The 15,571-nt window shown below is 54.2% G+C and carries 14 protein-coding genes; 3 read left to right on the top strand and 11 right to left on the bottom strand.

All coding sequences use genetic code 11. The features are described from left to right. Window positions 1–23 precede the first annotated feature (23 nt). From citE to LC431_RS13255, 5 genes are all read right to left on the bottom strand, one after another. Window positions 24–899: a citrate (pro-3S)-lyase subunit beta gene (gene citE, locus LC431_RS13275; protein ID WP_037035952.1), complete on the bottom strand. Its 876-nt coding sequence runs from the start codon at window positions 897–899 to the stop codon at window positions 24–26. Continuing rightward, the gene (citD, locus tag LC431_RS13270; RefSeq protein ID WP_013574924.1) at window positions 896–1,186 is read right to left on the bottom strand and encodes a citrate lyase acyl carrier protein; all 291 of its coding nucleotides are present in this window, start codon (window positions 1,184–1,186) and stop codon (window positions 896–898) included. Before citD ends, citE begins: the two co-directional genes overlap by 4 nt. A 15-nt stretch (window positions 1,187–1,201) precedes the next feature. Continuing rightward, the gene (citC, locus tag LC431_RS13265; protein WP_370633835.1) at window positions 1,202–2,296 is read right to left on the bottom strand and encodes a [citrate (pro-3S)-lyase] ligase; all 1,095 of its coding nucleotides are present in this window, start codon (window positions 2,294–2,296) and stop codon (window positions 1,202–1,204) included. Window positions 2,297–2,382: 86 nt separating this feature from the next. Continuing rightward, window positions 2,383–3,270 carry a fumarylacetoacetate hydrolase family protein gene (locus LC431_RS13260; protein WP_013574926.1) on the bottom strand — a complete coding sequence of 296 codons (888 nt, stop codon included), beginning with the start codon at window positions 3,268–3,270 and terminating at the stop codon, window positions 2,383–2,385. Window positions 3,271–3,306: 36 nt separating this feature from the next. Next, window positions 3,307–4,671, bottom strand: coding sequence for a 2-hydroxycarboxylate transporter family protein (locus LC431_RS13255; RefSeq protein WP_037035946.1), 1,365 nt, complete (start codon window positions 4,669–4,671; stop codon window positions 3,307–3,309). 371 nt (window positions 4,672–5,042) lie between these two features. On the opposite strand from LC431_RS13255, the gene LC431_RS13250 reads away from it, so the two are divergent. Together LC431_RS13250 and LC431_RS13245 are read left to right on the top strand one after the other, a co-directional pair. Further along, the gene (locus LC431_RS13250) at window positions 5,043–6,710 is read left to right on the top strand and encodes a sensor histidine kinase (protein WP_223509978.1); all 1,668 of its coding nucleotides are present in this window, start codon (window positions 5,043–5,045) and stop codon (window positions 6,708–6,710) included. Beyond that, window positions 6,700–7,386, top strand: a complete 687-nt coding sequence (locus LC431_RS13245; RefSeq protein ID WP_015689638.1) for a response regulator — start codon at window positions 6,700–6,702, stop codon at window positions 7,384–7,386. Before LC431_RS13250 ends, LC431_RS13245 begins: the two co-directional genes overlap by 11 nt. A gap of 10 nt (window positions 7,387–7,396) precedes the next feature. Here the strand turns inward: LC431_RS13245 and LC431_RS13240 are convergent, their stop codons facing one another. Next, window positions 7,397–8,827, bottom strand: coding sequence for an EmmdR/YeeO family multidrug/toxin efflux MATE transporter (locus tag LC431_RS13240; protein ID WP_037035940.1), 1,431 nt, complete (start codon window positions 8,825–8,827; stop codon window positions 7,397–7,399). A 232-nt stretch (window positions 8,828–9,059) separates the two neighbouring features. After that, window positions 9,060–10,508, bottom strand: a complete 1,449-nt coding sequence (locus LC431_RS13235; protein ID WP_037035937.1) for an AMP nucleosidase — start codon at window positions 10,506–10,508, stop codon at window positions 9,060–9,062. A 127-nt stretch (window positions 10,509–10,635) separates the two neighbouring features. On the opposite strand from LC431_RS13235, the gene LC431_RS13230 reads away from it, so the two are divergent. After that, on the top strand, window positions 10,636–11,277 hold the full coding sequence (locus LC431_RS13230; protein ID WP_166860099.1) for a glutathione S-transferase family protein: 642 nt from the start codon (window positions 10,636–10,638) through the stop codon (window positions 11,275–11,277). Window positions 11,278–11,343: 66 nt separating this feature from the next. Here the strand turns inward: LC431_RS13230 and shiA are convergent, their stop codons facing one another. The 4 genes from shiA to LC431_RS13210 all read right to left on the bottom strand — a co-directional run bounded on the left by shiA (window position 11,344) and on the right by LC431_RS13210 (window position 15,532). Continuing rightward, window positions 11,344–12,663, bottom strand: coding sequence for a shikimate transporter (gene shiA, locus LC431_RS13225; protein ID WP_013574933.1), 1,320 nt, complete (start codon window positions 12,661–12,663; stop codon window positions 11,344–11,346). Window positions 12,664–12,867: 204 nt separating this feature from the next. Then, a complete protein-coding gene (locus LC431_RS13220; protein WP_013574934.1) occupies window positions 12,868–13,566 on the bottom strand; it encodes an RluA family pseudouridine synthase in 699 nt (232 codons plus the stop codon). Between the two features lie 150 nt (window positions 13,567–13,716). Beyond that, the gene (locus tag LC431_RS13215; protein WP_126124738.1) at window positions 13,717–14,625 is read right to left on the bottom strand and encodes a LysR family transcriptional regulator; all 909 of its coding nucleotides are present in this window, start codon (window positions 14,623–14,625) and stop codon (window positions 13,717–13,719) included. Window positions 14,626–14,758: 133 nt separating this feature from the next. Then, window positions 14,759–15,532: an SDR family oxidoreductase gene (locus LC431_RS13210; protein ID WP_013574936.1), complete on the bottom strand. Its 774-nt coding sequence runs from the start codon at window positions 15,530–15,532 to the stop codon at window positions 14,759–14,761. Between the last annotated feature and the right edge of the window lie 39 nt (window positions 15,533–15,571).

The following is a 15,571-nucleotide window of genomic DNA, read 5'->3' as shown; positions in this document are numbered from 1 at the left end:
ATATTCCTGTGCAAAATTGAGGGCTAGCGACGGATGCCGGATGCACTGGCGCGTTCCAGTACCACCTGCGCATGGTTAATGATCGGGCCATCGATCATCTTGCCGTTGAGCGAAATTACGCCCAGACCCTTGCGCTCGCCTTCCTCTGCGGCGGCAATTACGCGGTGCGCATAGTCGACATCTTCCTGCGTCGGTGCGTAAGCGTTATGCAGCAGCTCAATCTGTCGCGGGTTGATCAGGGATTTGCCGTTAAAGCCCATCTTGCGGATCAGTTCCACTTCACGCAGGAAACCGGCCTCATCGTTGATGTCGGAATACACCACATCGAAGGCGTCAATTCCGGCGGCGCGTGCCGCGTGCAGCACGGCGCAACGGGCATAAAACAGTTCGGTACCGTCGCCGCGCTCGGTTTGCATGTCCATCACATAATCGAAAGCCGCCAGCGCGATGCCGATCAGACGCGGCGAGCAGCGGGCGATCGCCACGGCGTTAATCACACCAATGGCCGATTCGATGGCCGCCATAATTTTGGTGGAGCCAACTTCGCGACCGCAGTCTTTCTCGATGCGTTCGATATGCGCTTCCAGCTCAAAAATATCTTCCGGCGTATCGGTTTTGGGTAAGCGCACCACATCCACGCCCGCCCGCACTACGGCCTCGAGATCTTTAAGGCCAAAGGGGGTGCTGAGCTGATTGATGCGCACCACGGTTTCAATATCGCGATACATCGGGTGTTGCAGGGCATGAAATACCAGAATACGCGCGGTGTCTTTTTCGCGCAGCGAAACGGCATCTTCCAGATCAAACATGATGGAGTCAGGGCGATAGATAAATGCCGTGGATAACATGGCGGCGCTGGACCCCGGCAGGAACAGCATACTGCGGCGGAGTTTTTTCATCGTAATGTCTCCCAGTTAATCTCTTCAGCCTGTGCTGCACGCAGTACTGCACTTTGTACCCGGGCGCGGATCACACAATCCAGCGCACCTTTGTCTTCGATAATCACCAAACCCGCGATGACGCCGAGTGCACTCAGCGTGTCATTCACCACACTGCGGATCTGGTCGCCAAATTGTTTGGCGACCTCGCTGCTGATCACCACATTCAGCTCACTGGCCGGGGCGATTTTTACCAGTAAATCGCTGGATTCAACCGTGCCTGCCAGCGCCTCCTTCACAATTTTCATCAATATTTCCTGCTGTTAACAAAGTGAGGGTGAAATAATAAGGACATCGTCATGCGCCGGTTCTGCGGGCGCAGTGGCGGAATAGTGTTGTTCAAGGTGTACATAAGTGCTGAGCGGAACAATGTCCCGGATGCGCGGTAACTGATGCGCCCGGAGCAGCGCACGCACTTCTGAGGCCGAAATGGCCCGGCCGCTGGCGTGACGTTTGCGCGGCAACTCAATCACCTTCAGCGGTGGCGACGCCAGGCGTGCGGGCGCTTCCAGCCAGTCATGCATGTCGCAGTTGTACTGATGGGTCACCGGACAGAAAGGCTCGCTGCCGACAAAACGGTGGGTAATGCCTAACGCCGGTGCGATGTACTGACGAAAAATCAGCAAATCCATCACACTCCACGCCTGATTCACCAGCCCGGCGTCCTTGAGAAAATAGCCGGGAAAAGTTGCGCGGGAGATCAGGTATTCAGAACCGGCATGCACCGTCACGTTGGGCAGGTCCGCGACACCCAGACGGACCATTTCAAGACGTTCTTTAAACGGGAAATACGACACATCTTCGCTCACCACAAACACATGCAACCAGTCACAGGTTGCCGCTGCCTGTTCTGCCAGAAAGCGATGCCCGAGGGTGAACGGGTTGGCATTCATTACCACGGCACCGATGCGCTGGCCGCTGTGATGATGGCGTTGCAACCCGCGGCAATAATGGCTGATGCCCACCGGCGTGTTTTCCATCAGCACGGCAACGTCGTCCCATTGCACCAGCGGGTAAAATCCGCAGCCGCGAAAGCGCTGCAGATTCGATGGCCGCGTATAGAGAAATAAATGGAATTTGCCGCCGGACACCGCCAGATTTTCCACTTCACCCAGCAATCTGGCGCTGAGATTTTCCCCGCGCCAGTCGGCGGCCACGGCGACGCATTTGATAGTGTTGCTGACCAGACCGGCACAGCCGACCAGCCGGCGGCCGGAGCAGGCCACCACGAACTGCTCAATGTCGTCATCCATGCCTAACTGGCTTTGCTGCAACAGGGTGCGGATATCCTCCAGCATGCCTTCCGGCGGCTGGCTGACACTGATGACATGAAAGTCCGGTTGGTCACGGCTGAACATAATGCGTTCCTGATGTCGGCTGTAAGTCAAAGCGATGTTTAAAACGCCGGGCTGAATGCCCGGCCAGTTCGGTCAGTGTTAACCGGTTAGTGGGCTGCCTGGGCATGACTCACCTGACGGCTGGCGGCAACCTTCGTGTCTGCTGCGACGATCATATTGCTGAGATGACCAATCTTTTCGATTTCTACTTCGATACGGTCGCCGGGTTTCATAAACAGCGGCGGTACGCGCTTTTTACCCACGCCGCCCGGTGAGCCGGTAATGATCACGTCACCGGCACTCAGCGAGGTAAAGGTGCTGATGTACTCAATCAGTTCGGCGACTTTGTGGATCATGCTGCGGGTGTTGTCGTCCTGCACCATGTGGCCGTTCAGCCAGGTGCGGATCGCCAGGGTATGCGGGTCGGGGATCTCATCGGCGGTGGTCATCCACGGTCCGAACGCACCGGTTTGCGGCCAGTTTTTACCGGCGGTAAACCAGGTGTGCTGCCAGTCACGGGCGGAGCCGTCCATATAACAGCTATATCCTGCGACATGAGTAAGTGCATCTTCGCGGGAAATATTTTCCCCCGCAGAACCGATAATCACCGCCAGTTCACCTTCGTAATCAAACTCGACAGAAAGGCTCGGTTTGATAACGGGAGAGGCATGGCCGGTTTGGGAATCGGCGAAGCGGACGAACAGCGTCGGGGCCGGATTATGCTGATCAAACTCTTTACGCTTTTCGGCGTAATTCATGCCGACACAGAGAATTTTTTCCGGATTCTGGATCACCGGCAGAAAAGTCAGGTCGTCGAAATCCACATCAGCGGGCAGGGCAGCCAGCGCCTGGGCCTGTGCCAGCGCATTGCCTGCCAGCAGGGCTTTGAGGTCGGGATAACGTTGCCCAAGATGGCGGCCGAGGTCGATCATGCCGCGCTCTGTCGCGATGCCGTAGGACTTGCGTCCCTGATAGAGATAACTTGCCAGTTTCATAAAAATGTCCTGAATTAAAAAAGGGTTAGCCCGGCGTCAGACAAGGAAGTTGCCAAGCACCAGCAGGGAGACTGAGACATTGATGGCGCCGCCAATGCGCGTGGCAATTTGGGCAAACGGCATCAGTTGCATGCGGTTACCCGCTGTCAGAATGGCGACGTCACCGGTACCGCCCTGACCGCTCTGGCAGCACGAAACAATGGCCACATCAATCGGGTGCATGCCGATTTTCTTGCCGACGAAGAAGCCGGTGGCGACCAGCGCCGCAACGGTGCTGACAATGACCAGGAGATTAGAAATGGTGAATGCGGCGACCAGTTCATTCCACGGTGTGATGGCCACGCCGACGGCGAACAAAATCGGGTAGGTGACGGAAGTCTGGAAGAATTTGTACACCACCTGAGAGCCTTCCAGCAGGCGGGGTGAAACGCCGTGCGCCAGTTTCAGGCCAACGGCCGCAAACAGCATGCCGACCGGTGCAGGAAGACCAATCAGTTTGTGTAACAGCATGCCCACCATATACAGCAGAACGGCCAGCAGGGCGCCTGCCGCGATGGTGGTAACATCCGTTTTACCACCGGTGCCGCTCAGCTTGCTGCTGTCAGCGGTGGCATTTTTGGAAGACGGCATCAGCTGGCCTTCGCCGGTCAGATGCGGATAGCGTTTACCTAACTGATTGAGTGAGCCGGAAATGACGATAGCGGTCAGGCCGCCCAGCATCACGATAGGCAGAATGCGACCCAGCGCTACGCCCTGATCCATATGCAGGATGGCTGCATAACCGATGGAAAGTGGAATCGCTCCTTCACCGACGCCACCGGCCATAATCGGCAGGATCAGGAAGAAGAAAATCTGGAAAGGTTCCATGCCCAGCGACAGACCCACGCCCATCCCGACCAGCATGCCGACCACTTCGCCACACAGCATCGGGAAGAAAATACGCATGAAACCCTGGATCAGCACTTTGCGATCCATGCTCATGATGCTGCCCACGATGATGCAACAAATGTAGAGATACAGAATGTTGGTACTTTTATAGAACTTGGTGGTGGATTCCACCACGACATCCGGCAGCAGGCCGTAATAGACCAGTGCGGAAGGAATGAACGTGGCGCAAATCGCTGCCGCGCCCATCTTGCCGATGAAAGGAAGACGTTTGCCGAATTCGCCGCAGGCGAATCCAAAGAATGCCAGTGTGGCGACCATGACCACGATGTCGCTCGGCAGTTTGCCGTCGAGACAATCTATTGCGATAAGCAACCCCGCCATGGCAAACAGCGGCAACGGAATAATGCCGATTTTCCAGGTGTCGAGAATGTGCCACCATTTTTCTTTTAATGAGAGCTGTTTTGCGGAAGAAACTCCCGCGGGAACAGAATAAGTGTCGTCGGTTGTACTCATGATGAATCCCCTGTGTCAATTTGTGCAGGGAGTGTAAGAGAAATAATAACTGGTAATATGTGAAGTGCCGCAAATTAGACAGGGTGTTTTAAAGGAGCGAAAGGTTTTTATGGTTTTAATTAATTTAAAAACGCGTGATGCGTTTATTTTCTCGTGGTTTTTATGGTGTTATTTGTAATTATAATATTACTGTTAATTTATCGTGAAATAGCTGTTGTGAATTATGTGTTGTGCCGTCAGAGGCTTGCGGTGCCTGAAGGTGTTCTGCGGCATGCCTCGCAACTTTGATCCTTCATTCTGACGGAAATACCGGAGAATGATAATCTTCACGTACTGTTTGTTAATATCACGGTCTGGCGATAGGTTCTCCGATGCGGTTCCGTCCTTCTTTTCAGATAAAGCTTTTTGTTTATCTTGTTCTGTTATTTATGGCGCTTTTTTCGCTGACAGGTGTTTATTACTATCACGATATAGAACGTCAGTTATATGAAGATATGGGTATTCGTGCAAAAGTTCAGGCAGAGGAAATTGCACTTATTCCCTCATTAATTACCGCAGTTGAAAATAAGGACATTTCAGCAATTAACAGTTTAATGAGGAATATTTCTGCTCACAGCGATGCCAGTTATATGGTGATCGGCGATGGTAAAGCGATACATCTGTTTCATTCGATTTATGCTGACCGCGTCGGAAAAACGCTGGTCGGAGGGGACAACGAAGAAGTGCTGGCGGGTAAAAGCACTACCACCATCCGGCTGGGTGGGATCGGGCTGTCGCTGCGCAGTAAAGCACCGATCGTGAACGCGCAAGGCAAGGTGATGGGTATCGTTTCTGTCGGCTATCTCACCAGCCACATCAACAGCCTGACCGTTGAAAAAGCCATCCGCATTTTACTGGCGGCCGCCACCTTGCTGCTGGCGTTGTTTACCTTTTCATGGTTTTTTTCACGTTCGATTAAACGACAGATGTTTGCGCTGGAGCCCCGGGAAATCGGCCTGCTGGTGCGTCAGCAAAAGGCGCTGATGGAGTCGATTTACGAAGGGGTGATCGCCATTGATGCGCACTCCCGCGTGGCGGTCATCAACCAGGCGGCCAAAAAGCTGCTCAACCTTGATGTGCCGTCCCGTGAACTGCGTGGTCAGCCGCTCAGGCAGGTGATTGCGCCGGTCAGTTTCTTTGACCCGCAGGTCATGCTGAAAAAAGACATTCACGACGAAATCTGCCTGTTCAATAACCTGACCGTGATTGCCAGTCGGGTGCGGATCATGCTGGAAGACCAGCTTCAGGGCTGGGTGATCACTTTTCGGGATTGCAGTGATATCGACCGGCTCAGCATCCAGCTAAGTCAGGTGCAGCGTTATGCCGATAACCTGCGGGTGATGCGGCATGAACAGCTCAACTGGACGGCAACGCTCGCTGGCCTGCTGCATATGGGACGCTACGACGAGGCGATTCGTTATATCGAGGCCCAGTCTGAAAGTGCGCAGGAATTGCTGGATTTCGTTTCAGAGCGGTTCTGCTCGCCAAGGTTGTGCGGTTTATTACTCGGAAAATATGCCCGTGCCCGGGAAAAAGGTGTTGAGCTCACATTCGATCCTGCCTGTGAATTCACGTATCTGCCTGCTGCGCTCAGTGAAACTGAACTGATGTCGATCATCGGCAACCTGCTGGATAACGCCATCGAAGCCACGTTACTGCGCGGCAGTGATGCCGGGCCGGTTGAAGTGTATGTCGTTTCCGGCACGGATGAGCTGGTGATTGAAGTCGCTGACCACGGCATCGGGATTGCGCAGGAGCGGCGCGAACAGATTTTTGCGCTGGGGGTGACATCCAAAACGCAAGGCGATCACGGGCTGGGACTGCATCTGGTTGCCAGCTATGTCAGCCATGCGGGCGGAACCATTGAAGTGTCCGATAATCCGCCGAGCGGCGCTGTTTTCTCGGTCTTTATTCCGGTGTGCTGCCCTGAAGAAAAGGCTGGCTTTATGCCGGTAATCCCCGACCAGAAGAACTGGAAGAGAGCAAATGATGCAAGCTGAAATGATTGACGTAATGATTGTTGAAGATGAAAACCAGCTGGCACAACTGTATGCCGAACTGATTGATAATCACCGCTGGTTGCGACTGGTGGGTGTCGCATCCACGCTGCATGAAGCGAAAGTGCTTATCGAAGAAAAGCGTCCGCAACTGCTGTTGCTGGATAACTATTTGCCTGACGGTCAGGGGATTTCACTGATTGAAGATGACCTGCTGAAGAGAACACCCTGTTCGGTGATTTTTATCACCGCCGCCAGCGACATGAATACCTGCAGTCAGGCGATCCGCTGTGGTGCTTTTGATTACATCCTCAAACCGGTGTCGTGGAACAGGCTGCAACAATCGCTGGATCGCTTTATCCAGTTCAGCCAGACACAGCGGACCTGGAAAGTGGTGGATCAGCAAAACGTAGACAGCCTTTATCAGCTCCAGGCGAAGGATTTCACGCCGAAAGCGGGTAATAAAGGCATCGAGGAAAACACGTTAAATCTGGTGGAAGGCATCTTTATGCAGGATGCCGGACGCTGCTATTCAGTGGATGAAGTCGTCAGCGAAACGGGGTTGAGTAAAACCACTGCCCGCCGCTATCTCGAACACTGTGTGCAGAAAGGCGATTTGAAAGTCGACATGCTCTACGGGAAAATCGGCCATCCCCGCCGGATGTACCGGCGGGCATAACCGCAGTAAGTCATGCTGTCCTTTTGGCCTTCGGGTATTTCCACAACCAGCGGCCGCTGGCCATACGCCAGTAGAAAAACAGGCCGCGCACGATCCAGTCGAGGAACATTCCCAGCCAGATGCCGACTACGCCGAAGCCCAGGACGATCCCGAGGAAATAGCCCACCACAATACGGCAGCCCCACATCCCGAGCATAGAAACGTACATGGTAAAGCGGGCATCACGCGCGCCTTTCAGGCCCGCAGGCAATACCCACGAGGCAGCCCAGAAAGGCATAAAGGCGGCGTTCAGCCAGATAAGGATTTTGACGACGTCGATAACATCCTGTTCGTTGGTGTAAAACCGTGCCAGCAAACCGGCAAATGGCACTGAAAGGAAGGCCAGAACACACAGCCCGAAAGTGGAAAGCCAGAAAATATGGCGCAACTGGCGCTCAGATTGGGCAATTTGCCCTTTGCCCAGACGTGTTCCCACGATAATGGTCGAGGCAGAACCCAGCGCGTTGCCCGGCAGGTTGATCAGCGCCGCAATCGAGAAGGCGATAAAGTTACCGGCAATCACATTGGTGCCCATGCCTGCGACAAAAACCTGCGTCAGTAATTTACCGCCGTTAAACAATACCGATTCGATACTGGCCGGAATACCGATGCCTAAGACTTCGCGCAGAATGTTGGTATTGAGCGGCAGAAAATAGCTTTTCAGCGAGATTTTCAGGGACGGATTGAAACCAATCATCAGCACGAAAATGACGGCCACCGCGCCGATATAACGTGAAATGGTCAGCCCCAGTCCGGCACCGATAAAGCCCAGACCGTGCCAGCCGAAACAACCATAGATCAGCACACTGCTGATCACCAGATTGAGGATGTTCATCCCGCCGTTAAGTAACATCGGGATTTTGGTGTTACCCGCACCACGCAAAGCACCGGAACCGATCAGGGCAATGGCTGCCGCCGGATAGCTCCAGCTGCTCATTTGCAGGTAAGACAGCGCCAGTTCTTTTACCTCCGGCTCGGCATTGCCGGCGATCATGTCGACAATTACATGTCCGGAAAATTGCAGAAGTATCGCCAGCAGTACGGCAAAAACGGTCATGATCGCCAGTGACTGACGTGCTGCCGCACGGGCGCGCTCGTGGTCGAGTTTACCGAGGCTGAACGCCACGACGACGGTGGTACCAAGATCGACAGCGGCGAAGAATGAAATCACCACCATATTGAAACTGTCGGCCAGACCCACGCCTGCCATTGCTTCCTTGCCCAGCCAGCTGACCAGAAAAGTACTCAGTACGCCCATCAGCAGTACGCAGGCATTTTCGAAGAAAATAGGGACAGCGAGGGGCGTTATTTCGCGCCAGAACAACGTACGGTAAGAACGCCGTTTCGGATACCAGGGCGTGCGCTCGATGGCTTTGCGCAAAGAGACGATGACGTTTTGCAAGAGAATTCCAGTGTGGAAGAAAGTAGAACAGCGTTTTAATTTATGATGGTAAAAGACTCTGCATTATGCAAAGTCTTTTTTAGGAAATCCTTAATTCCCCGCCATATTTCGTGCCGCAGATGGGGGGCTGCGGTTAATAACCCGAATCACTGACTTAATGTCAGCTCACCGGGATTATCAAACTTGCCGCCTGCCTGCAACACGAACTCTTGAAGGGGAATCAGAGTGGTTATCAGCGGAAAGGGGGTTCGTTAAAGGTACGCAATTTGCGTGAATGCAGATGATCGCCCTCAGCGCGCAACAGGTCGATGGCACAGATACCAATTTGCAGATGTTCTGAGATGGCGCCTTCGTAGAATTTGTTTGCCTGACCCGGCAGTTTGATTTCACCGTGCAACGGCTTATCCGATACGCACAGCAGCGTGCCGTAAGGCACCCGGAAGCGGTATCCCTGCGCGGCGATGGTCGCACTTTCCATATCGACGGCGACGGCGCGGCTGAGATTAAAACGCAGCGCCGAGGCGGAATAACGCAATTCCCAGTTACGGTCATCGGTGGTCACCACCGTGCCGGTACGCAGGCGTTGCTTGACCAGCTCACCCGGCATGCCGCTCATCATTTTGGTCGCGTCATACAAGGCACGTTGCACTTCAGCAATGCTTGGGATCGGGATATCCGGCGGCAGTACGGCATCCAGCACATGGTCGTCACGTAAATAAGCGTGCGCCAGAACGTAATCACCGATCGACTGGGTTTCACGTAATCCGCCGCAGTGACCAATCATCAGCCAGACATGGGGACGCAGCACCGCCAGATGGTCACAAATGGTTTTGGCATTGGCAGGGCCGACGCCGATGTTCACCAGTGTAATCCCCGCACCGTCGCGGGCAATCAGATGATAGGCGGGCATCTGGTGTTTTTTCCAGGCCAGATCAGACACTGCCTGCTCAGGGTTTTGTGTTTCTGCCGTGATAAATACACTGCCTGCGCAGGCCAGTGCTTCATACGGGCTTTCCGGATCGGCAATTTGCGCACACGCCCAGCTGACAAACTCATCGACGTATCGGGTGTAGTTGGTGAATAACACATATGGCTGAAAATGTTCGGTGAGCGTGCCGGTGTAATGGCGCAGGCGTGCCAGCGAGAAATCAGCGCGCAGCGCATTGAAATGCGACAGCGGGAAAGTGTCACCGGGATAATGCAGGCCGTCTGCGGTTTCATCGCCTATCTGCGACAGTTCTGTGGTCGGGAAATGCTTCGCCAGCCCGGCGCTCATCGACCGGTCAAGCGTCAGATCCGAGCCGTCAATCACATACGAATAAGGGATTTCCTGCTGTGACGGCACCACTTCAATCACCGCATCATATTCCTCTTCCAGCAGGGAAAGCTGTTCCAGCAGATAATCACGGAACAGCTCAGGATGCGTGATGGTGTTGGCATAACGGCCCGGATGCGAAAAACGGCCATAAGCGCGGGTCGGGTTTTTGGCTGGCGTCACGCCATCCCAGCTGACCCGCAGTTCCGGATAAACAAACAGCCCGGCAGCACGCGCTGTGATATCAGGCAACGTACCCTGAACGATGAAATCTTTAATCGCATCCCGCAGGGCGGCTACAGAGTCGTTATACATCTTTTCGAGCTTCTCAATCGCCTGTGAGGGGGTGAGGGACTTGTTATCCATACGCTTTTCCTTTGGGCTTCGTTTATCGTCATTCATTCTAAATATGGCTTGTCTGCACGGTGTCGCCAATGTTTTATTAGGGTACAAGAGCCGGATGGTGCTTTTATGAACGAACAGGGGGAAGTGAATGATTCGGGTATGGGGCAGAAAAACGTCGTCAAATGTGCAGGCGCTGATGTGGTGTATCGGGGAATTAGGGCTGGAGTATGAGCGGTTTGACATCGGCCATAAATACGGGGGGAATGACACCCCGGAATTTCTGGCGATGAACCCCAATGGCACGGTTCCTGTGATCCGCGATGGTGAAGGCCAGCCGCTGTGGGAAACCGGCGCCATCCTGCGTTATCTGGCAGGAAAATACGGTGCTGATGAATTCTGGCCGCAGGATCCTGAACGGCGAGCCGAAACCGATAAATGGACGGAATGGGCAAAAATCAGCGTAGCGATGAATTTCACTGCGCCGGTGTTCTGGATGGTGGTGAGAACGGCGGCTAAAGATCAGGATCATCAGGCATTAGAAAAATCATTGCAGAATCTGAACAAGAAGCTGGCGATTGCCGAAGCGCAGATTGCCCGGCATGGCTACCTTGCCGGAAGCGCATTCACACTGGCCGATATTCAGTTTGGACACAGTTTGTATCGCTATTTCGATATTGCCATTGAACGGCCGTCCTTCCCGGCTATTGAACAATATTATGAAAAACTCACACAGCGTCCGGCATTTGCGGAACATGTGATGATCTCTTACGAAGAACTGCGGGTGGTATAAATCTGTTTCAGGTGCAAAAAAGCCCGCTTAATATTTTTAAGCGGGCTTTTCTACATGGCCGGCGGTTCAGCGCGGCGCAGGTGTCTTCATAAACATCGCCGTCAGGGCAGAAAGCAAACAGCCAGCCATCAGATAAATGGCGACGGAATGCCATTCACCGCCGGAGAAATTCAGCAATGCGGCGGCAATAAACGGTGTAAATCCGCCGCCCACGACGCTGGCGACCTGATAACCGACACCCGCACCACTGTAGCGGTAACCTGCACCAAACATTTCCGTGAACATCGGTTGCTGGACGCAGACCACCATATCGTGAGCGATATTTGCCAGCAGCAGCGAGAAGATCACCACCCCGGCAATGGAGCGGGCTTCCAGCGCCATAAAGAACGGGAAGGCGCTCATCGCGCCGACGAGTGCGCCGGTGATGTAAATGCGGCGACGGCCAAAACGGTCTGCCAGCCAGGCGAATAACGGGATCGTCAGGCAACTGATACCGCCGACCAGCAGCCCGATATTCAGAAACAGCTCACGCGACATCCCCAGATTATGCGTCGAGTAGTTAAGGGCGAACGCCGTGACAATGTACATCGTCAGCAGTTCGCACAGGCGCAGGAGGATGATTTTCAAAAATGCGCCGGGATGGCGCAACAGCGCTTCAAATACCGGTAGCCGCTTTTTTGCTGCTTTGGGGAGCTTTTCCTGAGCACGTTCGAACTCGACCGACTCTTCCATGCCATTGCGCACCCACAGCGCGCCCAGCACCAGCACCACACTGAACAAAAATGGCAAACGCCAGCCCCAGCTGAGGAACTGCGCATCGGTGGTCAGGCTGCTGATCAGTGACACCAGTCCGGTCGCCAGCAACAGGCCGACGCCGTATCCCATCTGTATCCCGCTGCTGTAGAACGCCTTTTTACCGGAAGGTGCACTTTCCACCGCCAGCAGTGCCGCACCACCCCATTCGCCGCCGACGGCAAATCCCTGAATGGCGCGCAAGGTGACCAGCAGCGCCGGAGCCCACCAGCCAATCGTCGCGAAAGAGGGAAGAATACCGATGCACGCGGTGGCAATGCCCATGATCCAGACGGTCATCATCAGCATCCGCTTACGACCCAGGCGATCGCCGAAATGTCCGAAGACAATGCCGCCGAGCGGGCGGAAGAGAAAGCCGACGCCGAAAGTAGCAAATGCGGCGAGTGTGCCCATTGCCGGGTCGATTTGCGGAAAAAATTCGCTGTTAAACACTAATGCTGCGGTGATGCCGTAGAGCAAAAAATCAAACCAGTCTACGACTGCGCCGACGAAACTGCCCCAGGCAGCCCGGCGGGCACGGTGATATGAAGGTATCTCCTCATCGGGGTGGGGGGCGGTGAGCATGGAGTCCATAATTGTCCTGTCTGTTCGTCAGATTTCTAAAATTTTTCGTTATTAAAATCGGTTAAAGGCCGTTTACCTGGCTGGAACGCAGCAAAATAAAAACCGCTACTGAGACTACAGCGTCAAACGTCAGGTTAAAAACGCTTTTGCAAAGCGGGAGGGCAATTTAATGCAGGGAATGTGCCGGGCGGGGTGTTAAAAAGGATTTCGCTTTCAGAACGGGCTGGCATGGCGGGCTTCGATCCGTTCTCCGCTGACGGGATGAACAAAATGCAGTTCACTGGCGTGCAGCATCAGTCGCGGAGTCTGTTCCGTGCCCGGCAGCAGGCGTCCGCCATACAAATCACAGCCCAAAATCGGGTGGCCCAGATACTGACAGTGAATGCGAAGCTGATGAGTGCGCCCGGTTTGCGGAGTCAGCAGTACCCGCGTCAGTGGCAGTAATTCGCCGTTTTCCTGCTCACGATAAAAGCGCTCAACCACCCGGTAGCCGGAGCGGGCGGGCTTGCCGTGGACGGCGCAAATTGACATCAGGGGAAACAGTGCAGGGTCTTTGGCGATCGGCGCGTCTGTCACTCCCTCGTTATGTTGCAGATGCCCGCAAAGCAATGCGCTGTACACTTTGGTCACCGTGCGCTGGCTGAATTGATGGCAGAGGGCGGCATTGATAGCCTTATTACGCGCAATCACCATCAGCCCGGACGTGCCGAAATCCAGACGGTGAACCAGCGTACAGCCGGGAAATATCTTTACCAGCCGGTGATGTACGGAATCCAGATTTTGCGGGTTTTTCCCCGAGAGGCTGAGCAGTCCGGTGGGTTTATTGATAAGCACCAGATGCTCGTCCTGATACAGCGTCTCGATCTGGCCATGGCACGGCGGGGCAATAAAAGTATCGATAATCGCAGACATCAGGATACCCGGATGAAGAGTGGGAGCGGATGATAACGAATTTTAAACCGGCTGGCGAATCGGTAAGGTTCGCCAGGGTGAGACAGGTCGCTGATGTTGTCGGTGCGGCTAATTTTAGTCTGCAATTCTCTGGTCAATAAACGAGATAATTCAAGTATCCAGATGGGGTTGCATCAGTTTCTCAAACCATGCATGAAAAACAGCCAGTCTCCGGGATCGCTGGCGGCGATGCGGATAGATCAGTGATACCGGCATAGACGCTGCCCGGTAATCTGGCAGGACCTCAATCAGTTCCCCTGAATCCAGAAGATGCTGAACATCGAAGCGGGGGATTTGGATCAGCCCAAGGCCTGCAAGGCAGCAGGCGATATAACTTTCTGCATTGTTAACCCCAACCTGGTGGGGGACGCTGACACTGTGTATATGTCCGTCCTTTGACTGATACTGCCAGGGTAACTCTTTACCCGTTCTTGATGAAATATAACCGATGGCCAGATGCTCCCCGACGAGATCGTCCGGCTGGGAGGGCAGGCCATGTTCGCTCAGATATGCAGGGCTGGCGCAGTTGATCAGGGTTATGTGACCCAGGGAGCGTACGACTAAACTGCTGTCATGCAATACGCCCACACGGATAGCGCAATCCACGCCGTCCTGTACCAAATCGATAGCCCTGTCCGATGACCCCAGAACCAGCTGTAAATGGGGGTGGCACCGCAATAACTCTGGCAGGGCCGGGGCAATCAGGCGACGGGCAATGCGGCTGGGGACATCGATGGTCAGCTTCCCTGAGGCCTGGCGCTGGCTGAGCTGAAATGACTGGTCGATATCCTCTACTTCTGCCAGTAAAGGGCGCACCCGTTCGAGCAATTGCTCGCCGTCGGTAGTCAGCCGCACTGTGCGGGTGGTGCGGTGCAACAGCCTCACGCCCAGTTGCGATTCTAATTGCTGGATGGCGGCAGAAACGGAGGCTCGCGGCACAGAGAGTGCGCTGGCGGCCCGAACAAAGCTTCCCATTTCTGCGACCTGCGTGAATACGCGATATTGGTTGAACCTGTCCATCTTTAATATCTCGTTGTTATACCTGACAAAGGAAATTCGCTATTGCTCTTTGTCTGCGGCAGGGACGGGGATATTCCAGGGCCTTCAGCATATCACCCATCCTTTTTACAGTCCGATATTCAGATGTCATCGGTTATTTGGTGGTATAGCCGCCGTTGATCAGAATAGTCTGGCCGGTGATCCACCAGCCATCGCTCACCAGATGGCGAATGAAAGGCACCACGTCTTCAATATCGGTCAGGCCTGTTTTGCTGAAAGGAGAGAGTGCTGCTGCAGTTTTATGATATGCCACCGCGTCAGCGCCTTCAGCAGGATAAAAGAAAGGGGTATCCATCGGACCCGGCCCTACCGCCGTGACCGAAATACCGCGCGCGCCAAACTCTTTGGACGCTGCCCGTGTGTAATGCTCCACCGGGGCTTTCGTGCCTGCATAAGCGGCGTAAAACGGGGTAAAGGCACCCAGAAGTGAGGTGACTACCGTGCAGATTTTACCGTTGTCGTTGAGATTTTTACCGGCTTCTTTGAGGAAAAAGAAAGCCGTTTTCGAGTTAACGGATGTCATCTCGTCGTATTCAGTTTCGCTTATTTCCGCCATGGGTTTTTTGAGGACTTTGCCCACGGTGTTGATAGCGATATCCGGCTTGCCAACGGCGGCGATGGTGTCAGCAAAGAGTTTTTCGACGGCTGCAGCGGTCGTCAAATCTGCCTGCAATGCCACCGCCCTGGCTCCGGCGGCTTCGATGGCGGCCAGCGTTTCATCAGCATCTGCTTTTGAGGAGGCGCTGTTGTAATGAATGGCGATGGCTTTCGCCCCCTGAGCGGCTAAATCGCGGGCGATCAAACCGCCGAGATTTTTGGCACCGCCTGCGATGATCACAACTTTGCCTTTAACAGAATGGTCTGCCATGGTGTGCTCCTTAGGTATTTGTCAGAAAGTTGAGTCTAG

The sequence above is a fragment of the Rahnella sp. GSA61A genome, from assembly GCF_019969905.1.
GTDB classification, from domain to species: Bacteria; Pseudomonadota; Gammaproteobacteria; order Enterobacterales; family Enterobacteriaceae; genus Rahnella; species Rahnella aceris.
The sequence above is the reverse complement of the archived record's forward strand: the minus strand, read 5'-3'. Positions and strand labels throughout refer to the sequence as shown.